A 26,954-nucleotide genomic window follows, 5' to 3' on the forward strand; every position below is an offset into this window, starting at 1 on the left:
TGATTTAAAAGATTTCACCATATTTTCTTATAAATTAATAATAATATTATTATTATTCCTTTTAATTTAGGTTTCATGTTTCATGAAACCCCTTTATTTCAGACATTCAGATAAAAGGACATAATATATTTGTTTGTATTAATTTTATTTTCGTTGACAAATGTACGTACAAAAAATATACTAAGGTTATAAATCGAAAAGAAAGCGTATCCAATCGATTATAGAAATTAAAATTGCTAATAGAGAGGTGATGAATGTGAAAACGAATCGAGTAAACATAAAAAAGGCGATAACTGAGGGAAAAACTTCACTTGGAATCGAGTTCGGATCCACACGTATTAAAGCCGTGTTGATTGATAGTAGTTTTGAAACAATCGCATCTGGAAGTCATGAGTGGGAAAACCTCTTGGAAGATGGATTTTGGACGTACAACTTAGTGGATATTATCACTGGATTGCAAACAGCCTACAGTAAAATGAAGGAAGAAGTTGAACGAAATTATGGTATTACCATTCGAAAAATTGGTTCAATTGGATTTTCTGCAATGATGCATGGGTATATGGCTTTTGACAACACAGGGGAGCTGCTAGTTCCGTTTCGAACTTGGCGTAACTCAACAACGAGTGTTGCAGCAAATGAATTAACGGATAAATTTCAATTCAATATCCCTGAACGGTGGAGTATTGCTCACTTATATCAAGCTGTCTTAAATGAAGAAAAGCATTTGCTTCGCGTTGATTATATAACCACTTTAGCTGGGTACATTCACTGGTTATTGACTGGAAATAAAGCAATTGGCATAGGAGATGCTTCGGGCATGTTCCCTATTGATGAATCAACGCAAAATTATAATGAAGCGATGGTTAAGCAGTTTGATGAACTGATTTCGACCAAAGGTTATCCTTGGAAGCTAAAAGATATTCTTCCTAAAATCTATATTTCAGGAGAACAAGCAGGAGAATTAACCGAAGTTGGAGCAAAAATTCTGGATCAATCAAAAAATTTACAACCAGGCATTCCAATTTGTCCGCCAGAAGGCGATGCTGGAACAGGAATGGTTGCTACGAATAGTGTGAGAAAACGTACTGGAAACATCTCAGTAGGAACTTCTGTTTTTGCCATGATTGTATTAGAGAAAGAACTTTCAAAAGTATATCCAGAAATTGATTTGGTAACAACACCAAATGGTAGTCCAGTTGGAATGGTTCATGCGAATAACTGCTCAAGTGATATCAATGCTTGGCTGGGATTGTTCCGTGAATTTTCTGAGGCAATGGGACAAAAGCTTGATACGAATAAATTATTCGAAGTGATGTTAAATAAAGCTTTGGAAGCCGACTCAGATGCAGGGGGATTGTTAAGCTACGGTTATTTTTCAGGTGAAAATATTACTGGATTAGAAAAAGGCCGACCATTATTTGTCCGCTCACCAGATAGTCATTTCAATTTAGCGAACTTCATGCGAACACACCTTTTTACCGCTTTTGGTGCTTTGAAGATCGGGATGGATATTTTGACAAAAGAAGAAAAAGTTACAATTGATTGTATTTTAGCTCACGGTGGTTTATTTAAAACCCCTCTTGTTGGACAAAAAGTGGTTGCGGCTGCCATGAATACGCCAGTATCCGTTATGGCAACAGCTGGAGAAGGCGGTGCGTGGGGAATGGCAATTCTTGCTACATACATGATGAACAAAGATCAAGAAGAAAGCTTAGAAGATTTCCTCGACAAAAAAGTCTTTGAAGAAGTTGAAGGGCAAGAAATTTATCCAGATCAATTTGATGTTGAAGGATTTGAAGCATTTATCGAACGATACAAAAGAGGTTTAATGGTTGAGCAGGCCGCTGTAGATTATTTGATTTAATTAGTGGAAAACGGGGGGATTGACGTGTTAGAACAACTAAAAGAAGAAGTATTTCAAGCAAATTGGGACTTACCTAAATATGGACTCGTGAAACACACATGGGGAAATGCAAGTGCCATTGACAAAGAAACTGGTCTATTCGTTATCAAACCTAGTGGTGTTGATTATGAAACTATGAAAGCTAGTGATATGGTGGTTGTTGATTTAGATGGCAATGTGGTTGAAGGTGAGTTGAGGCCTTCATCCGATACAGCGACTCACGCAATCCTTTATAAGCATTACCCGGAAATTGGTGGTATTGTACATACACATTCAACTTGGGCGACAATCTGGGCTCAAGCAGGCCTTGATGTTCCAGCGATGGGGACCACTCATGCAGATACATTCTATGGTTCCATACCATGTGCCCGCTATTTGACACAAGAGGAGATTGATCGAGGTTACGAAGTAGAAACGGGTAAAGTAATTATCGAAACATTTGAAGAGCGTGGCTTAGATATATTAGCCGTTCCCGGTGTTTTACTTCATGGTCATGGTCCTTTTACTTGGGGAAAAAATGCAAAATCAGCAGTATTGAATAGTGTGGTGTTGGACGAAGTTGCAAAAATGAATTTATTTACACGAGAATTAAATCATTTTGCAAAAGAATTACCACAACGTATTTTAGATAAACATTATTTTCGAAAACATGGAAAAGATTCATATTATGGCCAAAATAATTTCAATTCTATTAAACTATCAAACCATTAATTGAAGAAAAGAGGATGATTATGTTAACAACAGGAAAAAAAGAATTTTGGTTTGTGGTTGGTTCACAAAACCTTTATGGAGAAGAAGCGTTAGCTGAAGTCAGAGCGCACGCACAAGCGATGACTGATGCATTAAATGAAAGCGATGTTTTACCATACCCACTTGTATTGCAAGATTTAGCGGTAAGTGCAGATAAAATCACAAGCATCATGAAGGAAGTAAACTATCGTGACGAAGTAGCCGGTGTTATCACTTGGATGCATACTTTCTCACCTGCAAAAATGTGGATTCGCGGTACAAAATTATTACAAAAACCATTACTTCATTTAGCAACACAATTTAATGAAAGTATTCCATGGGCAACAATTGATATGGACTTTATGAACCTAAATCAAGCCGCTCATGGTGACCGTGAATATGGATTTATCAATGCCCGTTTGAAAAAACAAAATAAAGTAGTTGTAGGTTATTGGGAGCGTCCTGACGTGCAACGGCAAATTGCAGACTGGATGGACGTAGTGGTTGCTTATAACGAAAGCTTCAATATCAAGGTCGCTCGATTTGGTGACAACATGCGTAATGTTGCTGTTACCGAAGGGGATAAGGTTGAAGCACAAATTCAATTTGGATGGACCGTTGATTACTTTGGTATTGGAGACCTTGTTCAATATGTGAATGCTGTTACGGACGAAGAAATTAATGATTTATTGGCAGAGTATGCAGAGCTTTATGAATTTGATTATGGTACTTACAGTCAGGAAGATTGGGAGAGTAGCGTAAAAGTACAAGCAAGCTATGAAATCGCAATTAAGTGTTTCCTTGATGATGGCGGTTACACGGCCTTCACAACAAACTTCGAAGATTTATATGGAATGAAACAGCTCCCTGGTCTTGCAGTCCAACGTTTGATGGCACAAGGATATGGCTTTGCAGGAGAAGGGGATTGGAAGACAGCAGCACTCGATCGCTTATTGAAAGTGATGAGCCATAACCAATCAACTGGCTTTATGGAAGATTACACATATGAATTAGCTGCTGGTCAAGAATCCATCCTTCAATCACATATGCTTGAAGTAGATCCATCTTTAGCAAGCAATAAACCAAAAATTATCGTATCTCCATTAGGCATAGGTGATCGTGAAGACCCAGCACGCTTAGTATTCGACGGAAAAGCAGGAGATGGAGTGGTGATTTCAATGGCTGACTTTGGTAGGAATTACAAACTGTTGATTAACGAAGTTTCCGCATTCGAGCCAGCTGTTCCAGCACCAAACCTCCCCGTGGCCCGTGTACTTTGGGAAGTGAAGCCAAACTTCCAAGATGGAGTGAAGGCATGGATTGAGAATGGTGGCGGTCATCACACAGTTGTTTCATTGAATTTAACAACAGACCAAATTATCACCTATGCAAAACTGGTTGATCTTGAATATGTAGTGATTAAGTAATTAAGTAATGCATCTAACTTCCAAGGAGGTTCTGCTTCCTTGGAGGTAATAAATAAAAGATTTCAGAAGTTAAAGGGATTTTTTTCAAAATATTCATAGTCTTTTGATTTGTAAGCGTGATCGTAGATTTTAGTGAAAGTTGAAAATATTTATATTCGCGGTATAATACTATTTGATTTATGGGGAAACTCTCAAATTTTTTTAACGACACAGAATTAATCCAAATTAATCAATTATTAAGATTAATAAGTAGTTGTGTTTTATAAACAATATAATTAACCCCTTGAGGAGGGAACGATAATGGTGAAAGAAAAGAAAATCTCTAGTGGCTTCATTTATTTTTTTGGGGCTTTTGCTGGTATTCTCTTCGGTTATGATATTGGAGTTATGACGGGTGCTTTGCCTTTTCTACAACATGACTGGAGCCTGCAAGACGACGCTGGCGCAATTGGCTGGATTACCTCTTCGGTGATGTTGGGTGCTATTTTTGGTGGTGCTCTGGCCGGACAACTGTCTGACCGTTTAGGTAGGCGTAAAATGATTTTACTATCTGCAATCATTTTTGCTGTTGGATCTGTCCTGTCAGGAATCTCCCCATATGATGGAATACTATTTTTGATTGTTGCTCGGATTTTATTGGGATTGGCCGTTGGTGCAGCTTCTGCGTTGGTCCCAGCCTATATGTCGGAAATGGCGCCTGCGCGTTTACGTGGACGTCTGTCAGGAATTAATCAGACTATGATTGTTTCTGGAATGTTGCTTTCGTATATTGTCGATTATTTATTGAAGGATTTACCAGAAACAATGGCATGGCGGTTGATGCTTGGTTTGGCTGCCGTACCTGCTATCATCTTATATATTGGAATGTTAAAGTTACCTGAATCACCTCGTTTTCTAATAAAGAACAATAAACTTGATGAAGCTCGTAAAGTGTTGGGCCATCTTCGCTCTAACAAACAAGAAATTGATTCTGAAATTAAACAAATTCAAGAAACTGCTAAATTGGAAGCTAAGGCATCTCAAAAAGCATCATGGGGTACGCTCTTAAGTAATAAATACCGTTATTTATTAATTGCCGGTGTGGGTGTTGCTGCTTTTCAACAATTCCAAGGGGCAAACGCAATTTTTTATTACATTCCTATGATTGTAGAAAACGCAACAGGGCATGCAGCTAGTTCAGCGTTAATGTGGCCAATTATTCAAGGAGTTATACTCGTATTAGGTTCATTAGTATTCCTAATGATTGCTGACAAATTTAATCGCCGTACTTTATTAACCGTTGGCGGAACGATTATGGGACTATCTTTTATTTTACCTGCAATATTGAATGTACTCATTCCTAATGCTGATCCGATGATGATGGTTGTTTTCTTAAGTATTTATGTAGCATTATATTCATTCACGTGGGCTCCTTTAACTTGGGTTATCGTTGGAGAAATTTTCCCGCTTGCAATTCGCGGACGTGCGTCAGGATTAGCTTCATCATTTAACTGGATTGGTTCTTTCATGGTTGGATTACTATTCCCAATCATGACGGCTTCAATGGCTCAAGAAGTTGTTTTCGCAATCTTCGGTATAATTTGTTTCCTTGGGGTTTTATTTATCCGGACACGTGTTCCAGAAACACGCGGTCGTAGTTTAGAGGAAATTGAAAAATTTGGAGAAACTAGACAAGTTAATGAAAAAAGCGCTTAAATTGACCTATGATGTTTAGAATGGAATTCAAAGGAAGTTATTCGAAAATGCAGCTGATGTTCAATGCAAGTTTATTTCGTTTCTGCATACTTGTTTGAAATGAAAGCGTTCTAAACTGGGAAACGTTCACCGCACTCATTTAGAAAGGCCGGAACCTTTGTTTCGGCCTTTCTTATTCGCATCTGTCCAACTACGCCTCTGTCCTCGCTTTTAGGGGATCGCCAATCAGTGGATTATCTATATCAAAATGGCTGAAAATTTATGTTATATTATGGGGCTGCAATATAAAAGAGGGGCAATTGAAAATCTTATATAACAAATTAGGAATTAAAAAAACGACAGGCAATTGACCTGTCGTTTTTTCTATAACTTAGTTTTTAAGAGTATTTTCCCAATCTGCAGCAAATTTTTCCATCCCTTGATTAGTAAGTGGATGTTTTGAAATTTGCTCAATGACTGAAAACGGAATCGTTGCAATATGTGCACCTGCCATTGCTACACGAGTAACATGATCTGGGTGACGAACAGATGCGGCAATAATTTGTGTGTCGAAATTATGAATGTTGAAAAGTTCAGCTACTTTTGATACTAATTGTACGCCGTCTTCGGAAATATCATCTAAGCGTCCTAAAAATGGAGATACATAAGTTGCACCTGCACGAGCCGCTAATAGTGCTTGGTTTACTGTAAAGATAAGCGTAACATTTGTTTTAACGCCTTTATCAGCAAGATAACGGCAAGCCTCTAAACCATCTAAAGTCATAGGAAGCTTGATTGTAATTTTCTCATCTCCGCCGTTAATTTTAATAAGCTCCTCAGCTTGAGCAATCATTTCGTCAGCTGTAACGGCATCTGGAGTTACTTCAGCGGAAACAGACTCTACTTTTGGAACTGCTTGACAGATTTCTTCAATGCGGTCTTCGAATTTTACGCCTTCCTTCGCAACTAGGGAAGGATTAGTGGTAACACCTGATAAAACACCAATTTTATATGCCTTTTTAATATCAACAAGATTAGCTGTATCAATAAATAATTTCATTGTATATTTCCTCCATTTTAAGATTATAGTAGACTTTTTGCAGTTTGAACAACATTCTCAGTCGTAAATCCAAATAGCTCCATGACTGCAGCGCCTGTTCCTGAAGCACCGAAAGTTTCAATAGATAATACTTTCCCCTCTAATCCTACATAGCGTTCCCAGCCAAGAGAGATACCCATTTCGAGTGCCACACGCTTTTTGATAGAAGCAGGGAGGACAAGCTCTTTATACTCTTTCGGTTGACGATCGAATAGTTCCCAGCTTGGCATAGCGACAACGCGAACTGATACATTTTCTTTTTCAAGTTCAGCTTTCGCGTTAATGGCTAATGACACTTCCGAACCAGTTGCGATCATGATAACCTCTGGTTGGTCATTTGTTTGTGTTAATACGTAAGCTCCCTTTGAAAGGTTGTCTAAACCCGCTTGTGTTTCTTGGAGCACAGGGAGGTTTTGACGACTTAGGACCATTGCAACAGGTCCGTCTGTTTGTTTTAGTGCATATGCCCAAGCATTTGCAGTTTCGTTCGCATCAGATGGACGAATGACGGTTAGCCCTGGGATGGCACGAAGAGAAGCTAGCTGCTCAACTGGCTCATGCGTTGGACCATCCTCACCAACCGCAATTGAATCATGAGTAAATACATAAGTGACAGGAAGCTTTTGCAAGGCTGCCAGACGAATGGATGGTCTGAGATAATCATTGAAAACAAAGAATGTGCTTACAAATGGCTTTACCCCGCCATGAAGAGCTAAACCATTGCCAGCCGCTCCCATTGCGTGTTCCCGGACACCAAAATAAATATTCCGTCCGCTAAATGATTCTACCGCGAATGCTGCGTTTTCCTTAATATCTGTCATTGTGGAATGAGAAAGATCTGCACTACCTCCAAAAATAGAAGGAACTGATTTGACAAAATGGTTAATAGCTTCTCCGCTGGCTACACGAGTAGAGATTGTTTTACCTGTATCAAATGTCAGGATGTCCTCTGTATTAATTAAAACATCTCCCGTGATGGCTTGTTGCAGTTCTTTTGCTAATTCAGGATATGTCTCTTGATAAGACTGGAATAATGCATTCCATTGTTCTTCTTGACCCATTCCTCTTTGTTTTAGCTCTTCAAAATGGGCTTTAACCTCTTCTGGTACAAAGAAATCCTCTTCATAGTGCCAGCCATATACTTCTTTTGTTGCACGAGCTTCTTCTGCTCCAAGTGGATTTCCATGTGCCTTGTTTGATCCTGCCACTTTGGGACTTCCAAAACCAATCGTAGTTCTAATTTCGATCAAGGTTGGTTGGTTTAAATTTTGTTTAGCTAATGTAATAGCTTTTGAGATTTCTGCTACATCATTGCCATCTTCTACTCGTAAATATTGCCAATGAGCCGATTCTGTTCTCTTTTGAATGTCTTCTGAAAAGGAAAGGTTTAATTCACCGTCCAAAGAAATATCATTGGAGTCATATAATGCAATTAATTTTCCTAGTTTCATATGGCCAGCCATTGACATGGCCTCATAAGAGACGCCTTCCATTAAATCTCCATCGCCCACTAAAGCATATGTATAATGGTCAATGACAGGATATCCATCTTGATTGAATTTTGCAGCTAAATGCGCTTCAGCCATCGCCATTCCTACTGCATTTGCAATACCTTGCCCTAAAGGCCCAGTTGTTGCTTCAACACCATCTGTGTGACCAAATTCGGGATGACCAGGTGTTTTGCTATTAAGCTTTCTAAAACTTTTTAAATCTTCTAAAGATACATTGTACCCAGCTAAATGAAGCAAACTATACAACAAGCTAGAGCCGTGTCCGGCAGAAAGAATAAAACGATCTCGATTAAACCATTTTGCATTTGCAGAATTATGATTTAGATGATTCGCCCATAGTGCATAGGCCATTGGAGCAGCCCCCATAGGCAGGCCTGGATGACCGGAATTAGCACTATTGATCGCGTCAATGGATAAGGTGCGAATCGTATTTACAGCTAGTGTTTCGATACTATTATTCACCTTTTTTTCCTCCTCTTTATTCATATAATTTTAAATAATTAGTTTGTTTTCTTGCCTCAAATAATTTCTTGCTTTTGCATTTTAACGCAAGTTTTTTCTTATTCGTGAATATTCTATCTTTAAAAACAAGAAAAAACAAGAAAAACTTTGCCTGTTTTTAAAAAAAAATTGTGAATTCAAGAAAAAATAATATAATATAAGAAAAAACATGCAAAAACACGGAGGCTGATCATTGTTATGCTAAGAAAAGAACGACAAAGCAAGATTTTACAAATACTTGAAAAAGAAGGGAAAGTCGTTGCTAAAGAATTAAGCATGAAATGGGATGTATCCGAGGACACAATTAGACGAGATTTAAGGGAAATGGATTCATTAGGCCTTCTCAAGAGAGTACACGGCGGGGCATTTCCTGCATCTGCGAGCGCTTTAACATTTTCTGAAAGAACGGAAGAAAATATAGATGCAAAAAAAGAATTAGCCTTAAAAGCAGTGAAGATTATTAAAGATGGACAAGTTCTTTTAATAGATGGAAGTACAACAAATCTTTTTCTGGCTCAAGAAATTCCAATGGAGTTTAAAGGGACCGTTATTACGAATAGTCCCTCTATTAGTTTGGCATTATCAAAACATCCAAATACAGATATCATCCTTTTGGGTGGAACCTTTTTTAAGGAATCTTATGTAACTGTAGGATTAGATGTAATTGAAGTGCTTAAAAATATTAGAGCCGATCTCTGTTTTTTAGGAGTGTATTCCTTGCACCCTGACTTTGGTATCAGCATCCCTCATATAGAAGAGTCTTATGCTAAACGTCAGATGATTAAAAGTTCAAATAAGATCGCAACCCTGGTTACAAGAAGTAAACTTAATACAATTTCCAATTACTTGGTTGGTCCCGTTTCAGAACTTGATTACTTAATTACGGAAGATGGTCCATCAAGTCATAATTTAAACAAGTACATGGAATTCGATATTGAAATTATTTGAAAATAGTAGGGTCGCTTTAGCTTTCAGTGAAATAGACAAGGGGAAAAAAGAAAAGAAAAAAATAGTATAAAAGAAGTTACACCCAACAAAGATTATCAAGATAAACTTTTGAAGGGGTTTTTGAACATGATTAAATGGGAAAAATTAAACGAAATAATTGAAAGAATACCAACAATGTCTGATGAAGAATTAATTGCATGGAGTGAAGATTGTTCCAAAGAGTTAGAAAGAAGGAAAATGGTCAAAAAGCAAAAACTCATGAAAGCCAAAAAGGAAAACAGAATTAAACGAATAAAATAATAAGGTGCTGTTTTTTATGATAAAAGTTGTTTGAAACATTTTACGATCTCATCATACTTCATATGCCATTCTTATCATATGGAAAGTCCTGGTTGGTGTTTTTTTTAGTAAAAGTTTTAATCTATTAAAGAAATTGTGATGAAACCGAAGAAAACAAGAGTTTTTATAGAATCTAGATTAGGTAATTGTTTGTTCGCGAACAAGTAGAAAAATTTATTCTTTGGTCACATCGATATTTTTGGCATTTAGCTAAGTTATTTGACGAGCTGCTCAAATTTAAGAGCGGCTTTTTTTTATGCGAATTTGGTAATACATGTATATAAGTGTGCATTGTAATTCCATTGACTAAACCATTTGGATGGTGGGTAAATATATTGTTTATTTCCGTGATCATTTCTTTGGATTTAAGAATGGATCTGCAGGTATTATCTGAAAATTTTATTTTTTTTGTTAAATCTATTTACTCTTAATTATAAGCGTGATACCATACAGTTAAGTAATGTTGTAAAAAAAATTACAAAAAATGATTTGTTAGTAATATTTACTACATAAAATTTCTTTTTACAATATTACTATCTCTAATAACAAAAGGAGGTCATATGAAGTAAGCATATTTCTATTTCTTCAAGACTGAATTTATTGGAAACGTTTTCTTTAACACATTGAGTTTAGGGGATAATTTATTCCACTAACAGTGAAAAAAAGAATACGGTAAGAATTTAGAAGAAGTCTTAGAGAGGATGTTATCTGAAGTAAACTTATCATGACAAAAGGGATGGGTTATGGGAGTTGAAAATGCTAGTTTCCTTTGGGGGAATTTCCTCCGATTAGAAGATTTTTTTTTGAAACAATGATTGTGGGTTAATGTTTCTTAAAAATGATTGGAAGAATGCATAATCAGATAAAATGAAAGCGCTATAAAAGGATAGGGTGAGAATTGTCAAAGCAAAACTGCAAAAATTAGCAAGTTTTATTTGAAAGACAAGTGTGCAGTCAATAAACCAAAGCACTGTCTCGAAGTGATTGACGCAAGTAAACAGGCTTAAAAACATCCATTTATATGAGGGGGATATATATGAAAAAAATTCTTACATCTGCATTAGTGCTAGCGTTATCTGTTGGAACCTTGTTGGGGTGCGCTGCTAAGACATCGGAAACTCCGAAAGCGGGTGAGCAAGCCAAAACTGAGAAATCGGATTATCCAACTAAGCCAATCAAGTTAATCGTCTCTTTTCCTGCAGGTGGAGGAACCGATTTGGGTGCTCGTCAGTTAACGCCTTATTTAGAAAAAGAATTAGGTGTTCCTGTAGTCGTTGAAAATAAAGCCGGAGGAGGCGGTTGGGTTGGATATTCGCAATTGCTTAGTTCTGCTCCGGATGGTTACACAATTGGGTATGTAAATACACCTGGCCTGATTACTGGCTATGTCAATCCGACGGCGCAAAGAAAAGAGAATTTGGATAGCTTTGACTTCATTATTAATCACGTAAAGGATGCAGGTGTGATTGCTGTACGTACGGATGAAAAGCGTTTTACGGATATCAAAGGCTTAGTGGAGTATGCAAAGAAACACGAAATGTCGGCAAGCAGTAATGGTGTTGCTTCCGGAAATCACATTGCTGCACTGCAGATGAACAAAGAATTGGGAACCAAATTTAGATCCGTTCACTTCGGCGGAACATCTGAAGCGATTACCGGTGTGCTTGGCGGCCATGTAGATGTATTAATTGCCAAGGTTGGGGAAGTCAAAGAACCCGCAGCAGATAAACAATTGAAGGTGTTGGCTGTAATGATGCCGGAGCGCGTTCCTCAATTTCCAGACGTCCCTACCGTGAAAGAAGCTGTTGGTGTCAATATTGAAAACTATTCAATTCGAGGTATCGCTGGCCCTAAAGGAATGGATCCTAAAATCGTAGCTAAGCTTCAAGATGCATTTGAAAAAGCTGAGAAAAATGCAGAGCACGCCAAGAAAATGAGTGATATGGGGCTAAATATTGATACCACCGAAGGTCCAGACTTTAAAGAAATGTTAAAGAAGGAAGAAACCAATGTAATAGAAATGAAGAAATTGTTGGGTTGGTAATTTAACAGAATACTAGGCTAGCGTTGATCTTGAGCAAAACGTCTGCCTAGTATAGTTTTTAGGGAAAGGATTTGTTTTCGATTGAAAAATTTAGGAATCTACCTTAGCTTATTCTTCCTACTCCTTGGTGTCGTTGTTTTTTCACAATCATTTACGATGGGATATTATAGCGAATACGGTCCAGGACCAGGCTTGTTACCACTTTGGACTGGCGGTTTGATAATATTATTATCCTTATTCTATCTTTGGTTTTCGATCAAAAAGGAAATCATTCTCTTTTCTAAAGTGATGCCAAAAGGAGAAGGGCTCATCAATGTATTAACTTGTATGGGCTCGCTCATCCTGTTCATGATCATTGTTCCCTTTACGGGTTTTCTCATTGGCAGTTCGATCACACTATTGCTGCTGTTTAAGCGAGGATACAAATGGCCTTGGGCTATTGGGTTATCGGTAACCGTTTCTTTGGTTGTATTTGGATTATTTGATGTATTATTGCAGGTTCCACTGCCTGTAAATGAATTTGGTTGGTAGGAGGACAGGTTGATATGGAATCAGTAGGTTTTTTACTTGGAGGATTTGAAACGGCGCTAACTTGGACGAATTTACTTTATTGCCTGGTCGGGGTCACCTTCGGGATGTTAATTGGGGTATTGCCAGGACTTGGCCCCACTGCCGGAACCGCATTGCTCCTGCCGTTGACGTTCGCACTTGAACCGGTTTCCGCCATAATTATGTTATCTGGAATTTACTATGGTTCGATGTATGGCGGAACGATTACTTCGGTACTTATTAATACGCCGGGGGAAGCAGCATCCCTGATCACCTGTTTGGATGGGTATCCGTTAGCAAAACAAGGTCGAGCGGGAGTGGCTTTAGGAAGCGCCGGTATTGGTTCTTTTATTGGAGGTATCATTTCGATCATTGGTCTAGTATTGGTGGGGCCGATTTTGGCCAAACAGGCACTCAAATTTGGTCCGCCAGAATTTTTCGCGATGGTGTCTTTAGGTCTGGCGTTACTTCTCGGATTAATGGGGAAATCGTTACTGAAAGGGATTCTTGGAGCGCTGTTTGGATTATCTTTGGCTTTTGTCGGACAGGATCCAAGTTCAGGAATTATCCGGTTTGCTTTTGGTGAGACCCATCTCATGAATGGTTTCGATTTTATATCGATTGCTATGGGGCTTTTTGGTTTATCTGAATTATTTTTGAATGCAGAGGCAAGCATGAGTTCAAATGCTGAAGCGCCTCCGAAGGTTCAAGGTCTCCTTCCCCATCGTGAGGAGTGGAAACCGATGATGAAGTCTATTGGGAGAGGAAGTCTTTTAGGTTTTTTCGTCGGATTAATTCCGGGTACCAATTCCGTTATTCCGACCATATTGAGCTATTCCATGGAGAAAAAGCTGGCAAAGGATCCTTCCCGTTTTGGTAAAGGGGCGATAGAAGGTGTTGCTGGACCGGAAACAGCTAACAATTCCTACTGTGGTGGTGCATTAGTGCCTCTATTTACACTGGGAATCCCAAGCTCCCCTGCCATTGCCGTCTTATTAGGCGCCTTTATCATGCATGGTCTGACACCGGGGCCAATGTTGTTCCAAAAGAATCCAGAAATGGTGTGGGGAATTATTGCAAGTATGTTCGTTGGGAATGCAATCTTGTTGATTATGAACTTACCGATGGCCAATTTCTGGGCACGGCTGACCTTGGTTCCATATCGTCTACTTTTCCCCATCATTTTGATGATTACCATCGTAGGAACGTACAGCTTGAATAATAGTTTGTTTGATGTAGGTGCGATGTTAGTATTCGGTATCATTGGCTATTTCCTGAAAAAAGCTGAATTTCCTTTGGCCCCGATCATTTTAACCTATGTATTAGGTGTTCTCTTAGAAAAAACCTTATTGCAGTCCTTAACCATTTTTGAAGGAAGTTTCTTTGGATTCTTCACGCGTCCAATCTCTGGCACGATTCTAACCATTGCGATTATATCTATTGTTTTTAGCATCGTTGCTTCTATGAAAAATCGAAGATTAGTTACTGAAGATGTAGAGATGTAAACCCTTGTGGTAGAAGGAGATTGCTTAAGAAGACTTTTTCATCATTCCATGGGTCATTTTGAGAGGCTTATATTTTGAATTACGTCGACCTGCTTACTGCAGACCATGACGTGATGACCGATGTGCAAGTACCTTATTATCAAAAGCTGATGTTAGATCTTCATTAAAGTATGGAGGCATAAAAATGAGTATTATTACAACAACCGCTATTGTCGAAATCAATCAAACAGCTAATAATTTCCAATCGAGTATTGTTCTCCGTGTTAATAACCGAAGTCTGGACGTAAAGAGTATTATTGGTTTGAGTGTTACCCTTATTACTTCTAATGATTATCATCTTGAAATTCATGGTCCAGATGAAGAGGAAGCCAAAATACAAATGGTTAATGTTTTTCAAAAGCACGGATTAAAGGTAGAACTTATTTAAAGTTGGATGTTCATCTCGATGACCTTCTATTAGTTTAAGTGTTAAAAGCCTGGGAACTGACTCCAGGCTTTAAAATAGTGTGAGGGTTTGCAGTAAATTGAACTCGATTTCCTTGTTGCTAGGAAATATGAAAGGATGAGTAACTTTGTTTGAATCTGTTACAAGAGTAAATAAAGAAGAGTTGGAACGGTTTGTGTCCAATGTCTTTCAAGTTGCAGGCTTGAACGAGGAACATTCTTCGATAGTTGCAAAGCATCTTGTACTAGCGAATCTTCGTGGAATTGACTCGCATGGGGTAAGTAGAGTGGATATTTACACCAAACGACTGGATTTAGGCGTAACGGCAAAGACGACAGAAGGAAAAGTAGTTAAAGAATCTACAGCGAGCATGTTAGTAGACGGAAGAAATGGTTTAGGCATTATTTTGGCAACGAGAGGAATGGAAATTGCGGTTAAAAAGGCAAAGGAAGCTGGAATCGCGGTTGTCGGGATTAAAAATTCGTCGCATTGCGGAATGCTGGCGGACTATACCATGTATGCAGCAAAACATGATTGTATTGCTCTAGCCACCACCAATGCCCCATCTAGCATGGCACCTTGGGGAGGGAAAGTGGGATATTTTGGTACGAATCCCTTTTCCTATGGAGTACCTGCAGGGGAAGAGCAGGATATAGTTTTTGATATGGCTACCAGTGTGGTAGCGCGAGGGAGAATTACACTTGCTCGTAAAAACAATCAGCAAATCCCATTAGGATGGGCGATTACAAAAGATGGTCACCCGACAACTAATCCTAATGAGGCGGCTGATGGTTTGGTACTTCCCGTTGGAGGACCCAAAGGGTATGGACTTGCCTTTTTAATGGAGGTATTATCCGGTCTTTTAACGGGAGCAGCATTTGGCCCGTATATTGCGAGTTTATACAAAGATTTAGATCGAAACCAAAATGTTGGCCAATTTTTCTTTGTCATGAAAGCGGATTTATTTGAAGAGTTAAAAGAATTTAAGAACCGTATGGATCAAATGATTAGAGAGATCCGCCATATTCCCTTGGCTGAAGGATTTGAGAAAATCTATTTGCCTGGAGAGATCGAATTAGAACGGACCATGGAGAGGCAAACAATTGGAATCCCCTTATCAATTCATATTTTGAACGAACTGGAAGCAGTCGGAAGACGATATGGACTTCCATTTCCTTTTAAATAAAGAGTATGCGGAGGGGAAACACATAGAAATAATTTGAAAATTCACTGGACTGAGCGAATAGTTACTTGACAGGAAGTTCATATTTAGTGGATGGTTGAATGGTGAAATCAATCTAGGAAAGAGGTAGATAAAAATGAACGCCATTCAGAACATCTACTGTGTAGGTAGAAACTATATACTGCATGCACAGGAATTAAACAATGAAGTGCCAACATCTCCGTTTCTTTTTGTCAAGCCAACTCATTCTCTTATATTGGCGGATGGAAGGGAAGTGAAGCTGCCAGGCGATCGGGGGGCTTTACATTACGAGGTGGAGCTAGTAATTCATATCAGCAAAGAATATGAAAAGGGAATGAAGGTTGAGGAGCTTGTTGATCGCATAGCTCTAGGCATTGACTTTACTCTTCGCGACGTTCAAAGCGAACTGAAACAGAAGGGTTACCCTTGGTTGCTTTCTAAGGGTTTTCCTAACTCAGGCGTGTTGACGAAGTTCATCGAATTTCCAGGAGTTGAAGAATGCAAAAAAATTGATTTTTCTCTTATGAAAAATGGCGAACAGGTACAACGTGGCAATATCAAAGATATGCTATTTGACTTGAAAACCATTATTGATTTCGTAGCCCTTAATTTTGGATTGGGGAAAGGCGATATTATATTTACTGGGACACCGGCTGGTGTAGGAGCTGTATTAGATGGTGATCGTTTATCTTTAGTATGGGGACAAGAGGAGCTAGGTAAATTTACAGCTAAATTAGGTTGAGTCAGAGGAATCCTCCATGCCGATGAACACTTGGGTACTGTTCCTTAAAATCTCTTTATCAATCCTGGAATCTAGGGTCAGTCCCACTATCCTTGTACGATAGTAATTAAATTGAATTAATTTAAAACTTTTACATTGATTTTTTGTTCTCAGTAGAAAAAAGGAGAATAGGGCATTAAAATGACCATTTTCCCTTTTTTTTCCTATTTAGTAATTTTCTAATTTCCTCTTATTTTTTCTCCGCTGCTTCTTAACTATTTCTTTATGGTATGATGTAGAATATGTACCGTTATAATTACAGTATAGGAGAAAAGTCATGAAAACGAATGTAATACAATTAATTCAAAATAAGGCACCTGAATTAACCGAATCACAACGCAAAGTAGCCGATTATATAATCAAGAATGCGATGGATGTTGCTTTTTTAACAGTTGATCAATTGGCAGGACTCGTAGGAACGAGTACAACTACGATTATGAGAATGGCTTTTAAATTAGGTTTTTCGGGTTATGCAGAATTTCAAAAGGAACTTCAAGAACTACTTAGAAATAGGGTTGATCCTCAAACAAGGTTGCAAGTAAATCTGAAGGAAATTGATGAAAGCGATTTATTAGTGCGTTGTGCAGAAAAACAAATAGAAAATATTCGTTCCACAATGGATCTCATTGATAGCCAAACTTTGAATAAGATGATGGATATGATATGTTCTGCCAATCAGATTTATTGCTTGGGTTCCAGAACAAGTAAGCCAGTAGCTCAATTTTTAAATCATGGATTCAATCGATTGTTTGGTAACAGTCATTTGGCAAATGAGGATGAGTGGCCAGAAAAAGTAACTAATTTTTCACCATCAGATTTAGTGATAATTATCAGTTTTCCAAGATATTCAAGCAAAATGATTAATATGGCGAGAGTTGCAAAACAAAATAATGCGAAGATTATTTCTATTACAGACGGATACTCATCTCCTCTAGTGGGTTATACCGATTTATTACTTCCTTGCAGTTACCAAAGCATTGCTTTTCACAATTCCATCATTGGACCAATGTTTATCGCTGATTATCTTATTAGTGCCATTGCAATTAATTACTCAGATAAAACAAAAGAACGCTTTAAGTCAATTGAACCAATCATTACCGATTTGGGATATCACTATTTGGATTAAGGAAGAAAGGATAACGTAAATCTATTGAAGATGTTCAAGAGATTGCGGATTTATTAATATAGTACTTTATACAAATTAATTACATATTGACTATCAGGAGTAAGTTTAGGATTTTTTATTTCTTTATGGGATTCCATAAATAACTGAAAGTCATTCTGAAACAAAAAGGCCATACGTGTTTAGTTCACGTATGGCCTTTTATATATATATTAAATTCAGCAAAGTGTACCAAATACGGTAATGATTAATGTGAATTTTACTTATTTTCAAAATTTATATAGTGAAAAGGTTTACATATAAACAAAACGATGATAACATTAAGGTGTAATAAATATTACATTTTATTTATTGGTTGTTATTTTTACTACATTAAACTTTAGAAAAAGTTTATAACCATGTAGGATTTTCCTCTGCATTAGGTAAAATGTCCATTTGCTATTTTGCTAATAGTATACAAAAAGAAAGGCCTAAAATGAGGAACTTGAATCAAAGTAATGAAAACCAAAATCAGAAGCTTCTGTAGTAAAAGAGGGAGGATATATCAGAATGAAATTAGGGTTTGTAGGGTTTGGAGAAGCAGCTTTCGAAATGGCGGCTGGACTAAAAGTACATGGTTTAGAAAAAATAGCTGCATATGATTCGCTCTTGAATCACCCCGTGTACGGAAAACTTGTCCGTGAACGTGCAGAACAAGCACAAGTTAAACTGGAAAATTCGTTAGAATGTTTATTCAATTTGGAAGAAATCAATATCCTGATTGTCGCTGTGCCTGCAAATAAAGCATACGAGGTTAGTGAGACATTAAAACCATATATTAAAAACAATCTTGTGTATATCGATGTATCTGCTTCAAGCCCAAATGTTAAGCGAAATATTAATGATAATATCAAGGAGAAAGGAGCATATTTCGTTGATGCAGCGATGATGGGTCCTTTGCCAGTTTATAAACATAAAGTACCAATTTTAGCAAGTGGTGAGGGAACGGACGCTTTTATTGATTTTATGTCCCCATATGACATGAATATTACAAAAGTAAGTGAAAATCCGGGAGATGCATCTGCCGTAAAATTAATTCGTAGCATCTTTATGAAAGGCTTACCTGCTCTTTTGCTTGAAATGTTAGAAGCTGCAAGTGAGTTTAGTGTGGAAGAACTAGTCATTAACTCTATAAGTGAAACCATGAATGCAAAAACATTTGAAGAAACTATGAATCGTTTGGTAACTGGAACTTCTATTCATGCATTAAGAAGATCGATTGAATTAGAAGGGTCGATAGAAATGCTAGAATCCTCAAATTTGAGTTCCGTGATGACTAGGGCAGCTAAAGATAAACTTAAATTGTTGGCAGAAATAAATTTAAAAGAAAAGTTCCAAGGAAAGACCCCCGAAAGCTGGTTGGATGTAATAACAGCTTGTAAGGAGCAAGACTTGATATCTTAGCATAATAATAGTTTGATTAAGATGAAGCAAAACGTAATTCATTATGAAGAAAAAGTTGCAGAGTGATTCTTTTAATTTATTTAAGGAAAACTTTAATTGAAATGTATTTGATACTAAAGCACGGATTACTATTACTACTGAAGGTCCCGATGAACTTGAAGCGGTAGAACAATTAGACCAAATGTTGGTTAAAAATTTATAAAGAGAGGAATGTAAAAGAATGAGTGTTGGAAATAGGGTATTTTTGAAGAGAGAGTTACCGGATCAAAATATAATAGAAGGTTTTAAAACAATTCCAGCGGCGAATGCTGCAGATTGCATGGGAAGATTAAGTGCATTAAGTTCAGAAATAAAATTAATGTCCAATCCTAACAATGGAATAATGGTTGGTATAGCTCTGACAGTAAAAGCGCGTCCGGGAGACAACCTTTTATTACACAAAGCTTTAAATATGGCTTCTGAAGGTGATGTTATTATTGTTTCCAATGAGGGTGACCGGACACAAGCTCTCATGGGAGAGATTATGGTTTCCTACGCGGAACACACGAAAAAAATTGCCGGGTTAGTATTGGACGGACCGATTCGTGATATTAACGAGATTTCAAAAATGACTATACCAGTCTATGCAACGGGAACGACACCAGGTGGTCCTTATAAAGAGGGTCCGGGAGAAATTAATGTTCCGATTGCCTGTGGGGGTATTCATGTTAGTCCAGGGGATATTGTCCTAGGTGATTCTGACGGTGTTATTGTAATACCTAAAAATGATGCCGTACAAATTCTAAAAAATGCACAGATTGTATCCGCAAATGATCATAAAAAATTACAGGCAGCCATAGACGGATCTGCAAACCGAGATTGGGTAGACGAAACACTAATGAAGAAAAATTGTGAGATTATTGATGATATATATAAATCTTAAGTAGTAAAGGAATTTTGCGTTTAGGTATGTAGTAATATTTACGCTATTAAAACTAAATAATATAAATATTACTACTATATCGAAAAACATAACAGAAAAGCTTTATAAAGTTCTAAGGCTTTTCTGTTGTGAAGATGGCAAATTGGATACAGGATGTGATTCGAAACAAGAAATTCCGTGATTTATCCATTTTCACCCTAGTTAATCAGTTCAAGAAACAGGGCTTACATTTGTTTTCATAAATAAAACATGATTAAAAAAAACGTTGTAGTTCAATTTACGGAGTTGAAATCATGATTCGTATAAAATATATAAAAGAGTTTAAAATTCAAGTTTGTAAAGAAGCTATTAACAAAGGTAATGCAGCAAATATTGCCCGTCACTATGAGCTTTGTCCCAAAATGGTGAACCGTTGGGTTAAAGAATATAGAGACGGAAAATATTATAGCTAAATAATTGTTCAAATAAATGGAAGGAAAATACGAATTGTATTAGATTGATAATGTATCTAGAATAAGGTATAAGTAACAATCATAATCGTTCTGTTTTCTATAACTTTTTGCTAATGATTCCTTTGACTATGTCTATTAAATTTAATATTTTTATAGTAATAAAAGCCCGGCATGTATTTTAGTTTTGCATATGTAAGAAGATTTCAGCCTGTTAGATTTGAAAGCCTTTACAAATGAGCGTGAGGTCATTGGGCACTTTATGCCTTGAATGCTTCTTTATGTTTACTATTGATGTTAACTTTAGAAGGATTATCTGCTGAAAACTGACATGTAATCTAAGGAATTCAACGAAATATGGAGGAAGTATATAATGCTAGCATTTATGGGATTTGCAATGATTGTGGTCTTTATGTATTTAATCATGAGTAAGCGTTTGTCAGCCTTCAACGCACTAACCATAGTTCCGGTCGTTTTTGCACTAATTGGCGGTTTTACCGATTTAGGCCCAATGATGTTGGAGGGCCTCGAGAAAATTGCTCCAACTGCTATTATGATTATTTTTGCCATACTTTACTTTGGTGTGTTGATAGATACAGGATTCTTTGATCCACTAGTATTGAAAATTTTAAAAATGGTGGGTGGTGACCCTTTAAAAATTGTACTTGGAACGGCAGTTTTATCATTGATAGTTGCTCTAGATGGTGACGGGACAATTACGTATCTTATTGTAGTAACAGCATTTCTTCCATTGTATAACCGTCTAGGTATGAATAAACTTATTTTAGCTTGTATTCCCGCATTGGCGATGGGGGTTATGAATCTAACACCTTGGGGAGGACCGGCTGTTCAAGCTGCTACAGCAGTAAATGTGGATATAATAGAAATGCTTATTCCAATCCTTCCTTCTATGATTGCAGGTGGGGTATGGGTTCTGGCCGTTGCCTATTTTCTCGGACGTAGGGAACGTAAGCGGTTAGGAGTTACCAATATTGATGTAGATTTTAACAATGAGGTCGCTGCTACTCTTGACATAGGAATGGATTCGTCTATAAAGCGTCCAAAATTATTTTGGTTTAATCTAGTTTTAACAATCTTAGTAATGGTAGCTTTAATTGCAGGCTTCTTACCGATACCGGCATTATTCATGCTTGGATTTGCGATTGTCATGATTGCTAATTATCCTAACTTGCAGGACCAAAAGGACCGGTTGCACGCACATGCAGGTAACATATTAACTGTTGTCTCTATGATATTTGCAGCGGGTGTATTTTCGGGTATTATAGAGGGCACTGGAATCGTTAAAGCTATCGCTGATGTTCTTATTGCAGTAATTCCAGATGCATTTGGACCGCGATTAACCGCTATTGTTGCACTAATAAGTATGCCATTTACTTTTTTTATGGCGAATGCTCCCTTTTATTTCGGGATTATCCCAATCATGGCGGAAACAGCTGCTCACTTTGGAATTCAACCAATAGAAATAGGACAGGCTTCCCTGTTGGGACAACCGTTTCACTTGTTGAGCCCGCTTCAAGGTTCTATTTACGTACTAGTAGGGCTTCTTGGTATTGATATTGGTGACCATATTCGCTTTTCAGCCAAGTTTGCGTTAGGGACAGCATTGGTCATGACCATTGTCGGAGTTTTGTTCGGAGTGCTATCTATTTAATTATATAAACACTATAATCCGGGAGCGCTCATATCTCCTTGCCAAAAGGAACATCTTCATATCAAGCTTATAGACGTGGTTGACCTTGTGAGTTTTACTCAGGATGTTGGATAAATATGATCAAAATTAAGGTAGACTTACTCTTGTGTATAAGTCTGCCTTTTCTTGTATGGTAGAGATAAGGAGTAGATTGAGATGAAAAATAGGCATGATCGTTATGCTGTGTTTATTAGTGTATGTTTGTTTATGATTACGATTGCGGGAAGTCGTCCCCTTATTCCGCTTTACGCGAGAGGTTTAGGTGCCAGCCATGCAGAAATTGGGATTATTGTTGCGTTGTTTTCTTTTTTACCTTTGTTCTTATCGATAAAAGCAGGCAAAATAATTGATCGTATCGGGGTAAGAAACCCGCTTATTCTGGGTATTCTGTTTGGTAGTCTTTCGATGATCGTTCTTGCGGTATTCAACAATCTAGTGGGTATATACATATCGCAAATTTTTTCCGGTCTTGCTCAGTTAATATTTGTTCTGTCGATACAGGCGTATGCCGGGCAATTTTCGAAAAGTAAGTTGCGTGAATACTTTATTTCTGTTTTTAGTATTGCGGTTGCTGCGGGCAGCTTTGTTGGCCCGCTGATTAGTGGAGGACTTTCAGATCTATTAAGTAATACTTACGCTTTCTTCATTTTGGGATTTGTTATCTTATTAGCTATACCTTCGTCCTTTCTATTAAGAAAATTACAGGTGAAAAAACTAGAACCAGCCGATCAAGGGGAAAAAGAAGAGAATTCTTTTAACTTACTACGCATCCAAGATTTGCGCAAAGCAGTCTTAGTTAGCTCGCTTGTTTTGTTGGCGAAAGATGCATATATCGCTTTTTTTCCATTATTGGCAGTGGAAAAAGGTGTATCAACTTTTGCAATTGGTGTTATTATCTCATTGAATGCCGCTGCAGGAATTTTAATTCGAAGCATCTTGTCATGGGTTGTACGACGTTTGAAGCGAAACGTTATTATTACAATATCAATCGTTGTAGCTGGAATTATTTATATTTTAAATCCATTCGTCGATAGTGTAATAGGGCTAAGTATTCTCGCCTTTGTTCTTGGATTTTGTTCAGGCATAGGGCAGCCGCTTTCTATTTTTTCAACCATTAGTTCATTGCCGCAAGATCGAGTGGCGGAAGGTCTTGGTCTTCGTCTAATGTTTAATAAGTTAACACAGATAATTGCTCCGCTTTCGTTAGGGGCCGTTTCCAGTATTGCAGGAATGTCTGGTGTATTTTATGTGTGTGGCGCTTTTATTATGGCTGGTTCCCTCAATCCAGATAGAAGTTTATTTACAAAAAATAAATGAGGGTATATCAAGATATTAGAAAAACAAACGCCAGCAAACCTCAAAACTGCTTGAGACCTGCGTGCCAGGTCTGGTTGGTGCGTTAGTTAATGTAAATATCAACAACTATGAATGGTACTTTCAGGATGAGAGTGCCTTCATTATTTATTTTTAATTCATACTTTACAGATAGGAATTGTTGGTTTACAATACAATTAATCTAATAAAAAAATTTTAATCAGTCTGAATTTAAAGTTGATGTATGTAAGGGCAGTTTTTTTAAAATGAAGGAGTGTTTATGATGAGGAATAACGATGAAAAAAAGCGAAGCAAACTTATCAATAAACTAATTTTTTTAAACGTATATAATAAAGAAGATCAACAGCTTTATAAGCTGCCACTATCGAAATTAGAATATGAGTATAGGAGATTTAAATTACAAAACCATCCACATGGTGAGTTTGGCTCAATTCAATGGGTCTAAAATAGATTTGCTTGCATGAAGGCATCGTTAATTGCCTAAGACTGTATGGTGTTTCCGCACCTGCAGTCTTTTTTAATATCCATTCAAGGCATGAAATTAAAATCATGACAAAAGCTTCTACTAAATAAAACGTTAATTTCAACATAATGTGGAATATTAAATTATCAAAATCTAAAAAATTATTAACATATTTAGACAAACAGAAGAGAAGAATATATACTTATTATTAGGAAAAAGCATGAAAAGAGGAGAAATAATGGATATTAAGCGTCAAAATGTCGATTTTGGTAATTCTATCTTTCAAACCCTTGTGGATGGTTATTATTTTGAGGTTCCTACAAATGTAGTAGAAATAACGAAGGAAAAGGCAGACGGCCACTATCCGTCTACTTTTAATGATCCCCAATTCCTTCTTCAAAATATGCTCATTTCAACTAAGATAGACGGTGTAGAGAAATATTATCTGGTGGGCGATTCAGCGGAAAAACAGGTGTTAGGAAATATTCATATCAACAAGCTTCATGATAAAACAGAATCTGAGATTCCTTACGTGATGTTCCTGGCTTCAGTGGCCTATTACAATGTTTTAAAAGGAAACGGCCAAGAAGATAACAGAGTGAACATTAATTATTTTTCAACTATGCTTCCAATTTGGTTACTTAAGAAAACGAACAAGTTCAGCGATATGCAAAATAAAATGGCCAGCCGATTTGAAGGTGAGCACCAGGTAGCCATTTTGACTCCAGGGTTAGAAAGAGTTATTTCCATTCACGTCGAAACAAGCAAATGCCGGATTGAAAGCGAAGTTGCTCGTTGGGCAATTAAGAAAGATTTTGATTTACAGGATCGTGAGGAAGCCAATTCATTTAAAAACTATGAAACCCTAATTGTAGATTTAGGGGGAGGGACTGTTGATCTTGCCTTGCTCCAAGCAGGACTTCAAGCTCCTAAGAGCAGGGATTCATTGAACTGCTTTGCAGACATTTCGTACTTAAAGCATATCGATAAACTGAGAAGTGAAAAGTTACTTGAGTATTTTGAGGATTTTCGCTCACTAGAAGAATTCATTATTAATAACATTGATAAAACAAAAATGGAGCAACGGGATGGAAATAGCGGTAAAAAAGTTGATCTTACAGAGCAAATCCATGAGTCTTTAAGGGAGTACACGCAAATTTTATTAACGAAAATTGAAAACACTTTCCCATCTCCTAAAGATAAGGTCTATAAATATGTTTATATAGGTGGAATCGCTGGAATTCTAAAATTCTTCATCGAGGAATCGATTGATACAAGGTATGGTGTCGAAATTAGAGAGCAAAATCATCTATTCCTACCTGATTCAAGAAAGTTAAATTTGTATGGACTAGAAATTCTAAGCAGGCATGAAACAAACGCTGTTTTCGCATAAGAAGGGGAGAAGAACGTATGAGCAACAAAGATTATCTTCTTGGTGATAAGTCCGCTTTCGGAGTAAACAATAGGGATTCACATCTGGGTGCACAGATGTTTGCACCATTTTACGCTCTCTCAAACTTTTTTTTAACGGCTGCCAATCTCCAAACGGATGTGTTCAGATTAATGAATATGGAATCAGGAAGTAAAAACGAATATGTAGGGTTGACTTTAAAAACTTCTAAAATTTCTCCAAAGGTGTATTCATTTCTTGAGCAAAAAGCACAAGAAAATGAACTGGAGGAGTATATAACGAAGCTTGTTGAGCAGGATATGGATAAATTTGAAAAAGAAGAGACAATAGGTACACTTCGTGAAGAGTTTTTAGATAAGATCAACCTACTTAAACAAGAATTTGCCTCCCGTTTGGATGTTGGGCGTATTGGGGTGGGGTCCGTTCAAACAAACGAGTTACGGGATTTTGTAACGAAACTCGGTGAGCAAAAGTTAGATAAAGATCAATTCCAAACGTTATTAAAATCCCTTCGCAGCGAGTTATTAAGTGAGATTAACATACTTAAAAGTGAACTTACTGTTCGTCCAGTTGATCCTGCAAATCCAAGTAACACAAAGCCCGCTGTAGAACAAGCAAATGAAGTGAACGATTTGAAAGAAGGGCAATTGCTCGAAGGCGATCGAGTTACAGGGACTATTAAAGAAGTTATAGATATGGATTTTTAAAATATGAAGTAGTGGAACATTGTTCCGCTACTTTTTTTAGTGGGACGAATTTATTTAGTGAAATAAACAGGAATCTAGAGTCAGTCTCCCAATAAATTAATGCGGTGGGGGGCTAACCCACTGGCCTAGAGCCATTTTGATAGAAAAATAGTAAGGAATTCCAGAAAAAAGTTGGTGTAACTATTGAGTAAAAAGAACCAAAAACATAATGCAAGGAAGAAGGAAACAAGTACATTCGGTACAGGACTAAAGCTATTAGGCTGTTTTTTCCTCGTATTGTATTTAGGTTGGTATATGATAGTGGGTCATTTAGATGGGGAAACTTTTCAAGGAGTCGTGGAGCTCCCTTTAAAGGAGAGCTATGCAAACGCAGTATGGCAGTGGTTGCACTTGCCTTTCTTTTCAGTGGTCCAGTTGCAGTTGGGACTCTAATTATGGTCGTTTAGCTGGGGCCAATAGTCGCGTGCCTTTACCTGTGGATGGAGCACCCTTTTCTGAGATTAAACGATAAAAGTCAGACTGTTATCAAACAATAAATAGAGAAGGATTAAATATCATGAAAAAACCTATTTAGAAAGCAGTGGAATCGGTTGATTCTAACTTAATGGTACAGAATAATTAAATTTTTCCTGCAGGTTCTGCAGGATACAAAATGATTAAATTTTCTGTATAATCAATTTACAACATAGTCATAGTGGAAAAAAGGAGGTATGAATTTAAAATAGTAGTTC

24 protein-coding genes are annotated in these 26,954 nt (G+C 37.3%); 22 read left to right on the top strand and 2 right to left on the bottom strand.

The annotated features are described in order from the left end of the window. The first annotated feature begins 250 nt into the window (after positions 1 to 250). From AC4QJR_RS09700 to AC4QJR_RS09715, 4 genes are all read left to right on the top strand, one after another. Complete coding sequence (locus AC4QJR_RS09700; RefSeq protein WP_496525999.1) at positions 251 to 1,864, top strand: xylulokinase; 1,614 nt, start codon at positions 251 to 253, stop codon at positions 1,862 to 1,864. A gap of 24 nt (positions 1,865 to 1,888) precedes the next feature. Then, entirely contained in the window at positions 1,889 to 2,614 is a 726-nt protein-coding gene (locus tag AC4QJR_RS09705) for an L-ribulose-5-phosphate 4-epimerase (protein ID WP_496526000.1), read from the top strand. A 20-nt stretch (positions 2,615 to 2,634) separates the two neighbouring features. Next, positions 2,635 to 4,059, top strand: coding sequence for an L-arabinose isomerase (gene araA, locus AC4QJR_RS09710; protein ID WP_496526001.1), 1,425 nt, complete (start codon positions 2,635 to 2,637; stop codon positions 4,057 to 4,059). 300 nt (positions 4,060 to 4,359) lie between these two features. Beyond that, the gene (locus AC4QJR_RS09715) at positions 4,360 to 5,754 is read left to right on the top strand and encodes a sugar porter family MFS transporter (RefSeq protein WP_496526002.1); all 1,395 of its coding nucleotides are present in this window, start codon (positions 4,360 to 4,362) and stop codon (positions 5,752 to 5,754) included. Positions 5,755 to 6,124: 370 nt separating this feature from the next. On the opposite strand, the gene fsa is transcribed toward AC4QJR_RS09715, so the two are convergent. Together fsa and tkt are read right to left on the bottom strand one after the other, a co-directional pair. Next, the gene (gene fsa, locus AC4QJR_RS09720) at positions 6,125 to 6,793 is read right to left on the bottom strand and encodes a fructose-6-phosphate aldolase (RefSeq protein WP_098575127.1); all 669 of its coding nucleotides are present in this window, start codon (positions 6,791 to 6,793) and stop codon (positions 6,125 to 6,127) included. Positions 6,794 to 6,816: 23 nt separating this feature from the next. After that, entirely contained in the window at positions 6,817 to 8,829 is a 2,013-nt protein-coding gene (gene tkt, locus AC4QJR_RS09725) for a transketolase (RefSeq protein WP_496526003.1), read from the bottom strand. A 213-nt stretch (positions 8,830 to 9,042) separates the two neighbouring features. Here tkt and AC4QJR_RS09730 point away from each other — a divergent pair, with 213 nt between their 5' ends. From AC4QJR_RS09730 to AC4QJR_RS09815, 18 genes are all read left to right on the top strand, one after another. Then, positions 9,043 to 9,792 carry a DeoR/GlpR family DNA-binding transcription regulator gene (locus AC4QJR_RS09730; protein WP_026566694.1) on the top strand — a complete coding sequence of 250 codons (750 nt, stop codon included), beginning with the start codon at positions 9,043 to 9,045 and terminating at the stop codon, positions 9,790 to 9,792. A gap of 126 nt (positions 9,793 to 9,918) precedes the next feature. Continuing rightward, positions 9,919 to 10,092 (top strand): hypothetical protein, encoded by a 174-nt coding sequence (locus AC4QJR_RS09735; RefSeq protein WP_496526004.1) that lies wholly within the window; start codon positions 9,919 to 9,921, stop codon positions 10,090 to 10,092. 1,075 nt (positions 10,093 to 11,167) lie between these two features. After that, on the top strand, positions 11,168 to 12,175 hold the full coding sequence (locus AC4QJR_RS09740) for a tripartite tricarboxylate transporter substrate binding protein (protein WP_496526005.1): 1,008 nt from the start codon (positions 11,168 to 11,170) through the stop codon (positions 12,173 to 12,175). Positions 12,176 to 12,256: 81 nt separating this feature from the next. Then, positions 12,257 to 12,706 (top strand): tripartite tricarboxylate transporter TctB family protein, encoded by a 450-nt coding sequence (locus AC4QJR_RS09745; RefSeq protein WP_496526006.1) that lies wholly within the window; start codon positions 12,257 to 12,259, stop codon positions 12,704 to 12,706. A gap of 14 nt (positions 12,707 to 12,720) precedes the next feature. Next, on the top strand, positions 12,721 to 14,229 hold the full coding sequence (locus AC4QJR_RS09750) for a tripartite tricarboxylate transporter permease (RefSeq protein WP_496526007.1): 1,509 nt from the start codon (positions 12,721 to 12,723) through the stop codon (positions 14,227 to 14,229). 184 nt (positions 14,230 to 14,413) lie between these two features. Next, complete coding sequence (locus tag AC4QJR_RS09755) at positions 14,414 to 14,656, top strand: HPr family phosphocarrier protein (protein ID WP_496526008.1); 243 nt, start codon at positions 14,414 to 14,416, stop codon at positions 14,654 to 14,656. A 145-nt stretch (positions 14,657 to 14,801) separates the two neighbouring features. Next, positions 14,802 to 15,860 carry an Ldh family oxidoreductase gene (locus tag AC4QJR_RS09760; RefSeq protein WP_496526009.1) on the top strand — a complete coding sequence of 353 codons (1,059 nt, stop codon included), beginning with the start codon at positions 14,802 to 14,804 and terminating at the stop codon, positions 15,858 to 15,860. Positions 15,861 to 15,993: 133 nt separating this feature from the next. Next, complete coding sequence (locus AC4QJR_RS09765) at positions 15,994 to 16,620, top strand: fumarylacetoacetate hydrolase family protein (RefSeq protein ID WP_496526010.1); 627 nt, start codon at positions 15,994 to 15,996, stop codon at positions 16,618 to 16,620. A gap of 316 nt (positions 16,621 to 16,936) precedes the next feature. After that, entirely contained in the window at positions 16,937 to 17,785 is an 849-nt protein-coding gene (locus AC4QJR_RS09770; RefSeq protein ID WP_335540976.1) for a MurR/RpiR family transcriptional regulator, read from the top strand. Between the two features lie 546 nt (positions 17,786 to 18,331). Beyond that, positions 18,332 to 19,225 (top strand): DUF1932 domain-containing protein, encoded by an 894-nt coding sequence (locus AC4QJR_RS09775; protein WP_496526011.1) that lies wholly within the window; start codon positions 18,332 to 18,334, stop codon positions 19,223 to 19,225. A 220-nt stretch (positions 19,226 to 19,445) separates the two neighbouring features. After that, positions 19,446 to 20,147: an RraA family protein gene (locus AC4QJR_RS09780; protein ID WP_496526012.1), complete on the top strand. Its 702-nt coding sequence runs from the start codon at positions 19,446 to 19,448 to the stop codon at positions 20,145 to 20,147. A gap of 293 nt (positions 20,148 to 20,440) precedes the next feature. Then, the gene (locus AC4QJR_RS09785; protein ID WP_496526013.1) at positions 20,441 to 20,599 is read left to right on the top strand and encodes a transposase; all 159 of its coding nucleotides are present in this window, start codon (positions 20,441 to 20,443) and stop codon (positions 20,597 to 20,599) included. Between the two features lie 370 nt (positions 20,600 to 20,969). After that, positions 20,970 to 22,268 (top strand): CitMHS family transporter, encoded by a 1,299-nt coding sequence (locus AC4QJR_RS09790; RefSeq protein ID WP_496526014.1) that lies wholly within the window; start codon positions 20,970 to 20,972, stop codon positions 22,266 to 22,268. Between the two features lie 195 nt (positions 22,269 to 22,463). Then, positions 22,464 to 23,624: an MFS transporter gene (locus AC4QJR_RS09795; protein ID WP_496526015.1), complete on the top strand. Its 1,161-nt coding sequence runs from the start codon at positions 22,464 to 22,466 to the stop codon at positions 23,622 to 23,624. 277 nt (positions 23,625 to 23,901) lie between these two features. Further along, entirely contained in the window at positions 23,902 to 24,087 is a 186-nt protein-coding gene (locus AC4QJR_RS09800) for a Fur-regulated basic protein FbpA (RefSeq protein WP_496526016.1), read from the top strand. A 256-nt stretch (positions 24,088 to 24,343) separates the two neighbouring features. Further along, positions 24,344 to 25,498: an Alp7A family actin-like protein gene (locus AC4QJR_RS09805; RefSeq protein WP_496526017.1), complete on the top strand. Its 1,155-nt coding sequence runs from the start codon at positions 24,344 to 24,346 to the stop codon at positions 25,496 to 25,498. A gap of 17 nt (positions 25,499 to 25,515) precedes the next feature. Next, entirely contained in the window at positions 25,516 to 26,223 is a 708-nt protein-coding gene (locus AC4QJR_RS09810; RefSeq protein WP_496526018.1) for a hypothetical protein, read from the top strand. A gap of 183 nt (positions 26,224 to 26,406) precedes the next feature. Beyond that, on the top strand, positions 26,407 to 26,655 hold the full coding sequence (locus AC4QJR_RS09815) for a hypothetical protein (protein ID WP_496526019.1): 249 nt from the start codon (positions 26,407 to 26,409) through the stop codon (positions 26,653 to 26,655). Positions 26,656 to 26,954 lie beyond the last annotated feature (299 nt).

It is taken from the genome of Neobacillus sp. BP17, from assembly GCF_059579525.1.

Coding starts and splice junctions, on each gene's coding strand:
- AC4QJR_RS09755 (WP_496526008.1), top strand. CDS start 14,414: ATGAGTATTATTACAACAACCGCTATTGTCGAAATCAATCAAACAGCT.
- AC4QJR_RS09785 (WP_496526013.1), top strand. CDS start 20,441: ATGATTCGTATAAAATATATAAAAGAGTTTAAAATTCAAGTTTGTAAA.
- AC4QJR_RS09700 (WP_496525999.1), top strand. CDS start 251: ATGAATGTGAAAACGAATCGAGTAAACATAAAAAAGGCGATAACTGAG.
- AC4QJR_RS09735 (WP_496526004.1), top strand. CDS start 9,919: ATGATTAAATGGGAAAAATTAAACGAAATAATTGAAAGAATACCAACA.
- AC4QJR_RS09790 (WP_496526014.1), top strand. CDS start 20,970: ATGCTAGCATTTATGGGATTTGCAATGATTGTGGTCTTTATGTATTTA.
- AC4QJR_RS09740 (WP_496526005.1), top strand. CDS start 11,168: ATGAAAAAAATTCTTACATCTGCATTAGTGCTAGCGTTATCTGTTGGA.
- fsa (WP_098575127.1), bottom strand. CDS start 6,793: ATGAAATTATTTATTGATACAGCTAATCTTGTTGATATTAAAAAGGCA.
- araA (WP_496526001.1), top strand. CDS start 2,635: ATGTTAACAACAGGAAAAAAAGAATTTTGGTTTGTGGTTGGTTCACAA.
- AC4QJR_RS09805 (WP_496526017.1), top strand. CDS start 24,344: ATGGATATTAAGCGTCAAAATGTCGATTTTGGTAATTCTATCTTTCAA.
- AC4QJR_RS09780 (WP_496526012.1), top strand. CDS start 19,446: ATGAGTGTTGGAAATAGGGTATTTTTGAAGAGAGAGTTACCGGATCAA.
- AC4QJR_RS09730 (WP_026566694.1), top strand. CDS start 9,043: ATGCTAAGAAAAGAACGACAAAGCAAGATTTTACAAATACTTGAAAAA.
- AC4QJR_RS09750 (WP_496526007.1), top strand. CDS start 12,721: ATGGAATCAGTAGGTTTTTTACTTGGAGGATTTGAAACGGCGCTAACT.
- AC4QJR_RS09795 (WP_496526015.1), top strand. CDS start 22,464: ATGAAAAATAGGCATGATCGTTATGCTGTGTTTATTAGTGTATGTTTG.
- AC4QJR_RS09770 (WP_335540976.1), top strand. CDS start 16,937: ATGAAAACGAATGTAATACAATTAATTCAAAATAAGGCACCTGAATTA.
- AC4QJR_RS09810 (WP_496526018.1), top strand. CDS start 25,516: ATGAGCAACAAAGATTATCTTCTTGGTGATAAGTCCGCTTTCGGAGTA.
- AC4QJR_RS09775 (WP_496526011.1), top strand. CDS start 18,332: ATGAAATTAGGGTTTGTAGGGTTTGGAGAAGCAGCTTTCGAAATGGCG.
- AC4QJR_RS09765 (WP_496526010.1), top strand. CDS start 15,994: ATGAACGCCATTCAGAACATCTACTGTGTAGGTAGAAACTATATACTG.
- AC4QJR_RS09800 (WP_496526016.1), top strand. CDS start 23,902: ATGATGAGGAATAACGATGAAAAAAAGCGAAGCAAACTTATCAATAAA.
- AC4QJR_RS09715 (WP_496526002.1), top strand. CDS start 4,360: ATGGTGAAAGAAAAGAAAATCTCTAGTGGCTTCATTTATTTTTTTGGG.
- tkt (WP_496526003.1), bottom strand. CDS start 8,829: ATGAATAAAGAGGAGGAAAAAAAGGTGAATAATAGTATCGAAACACTA.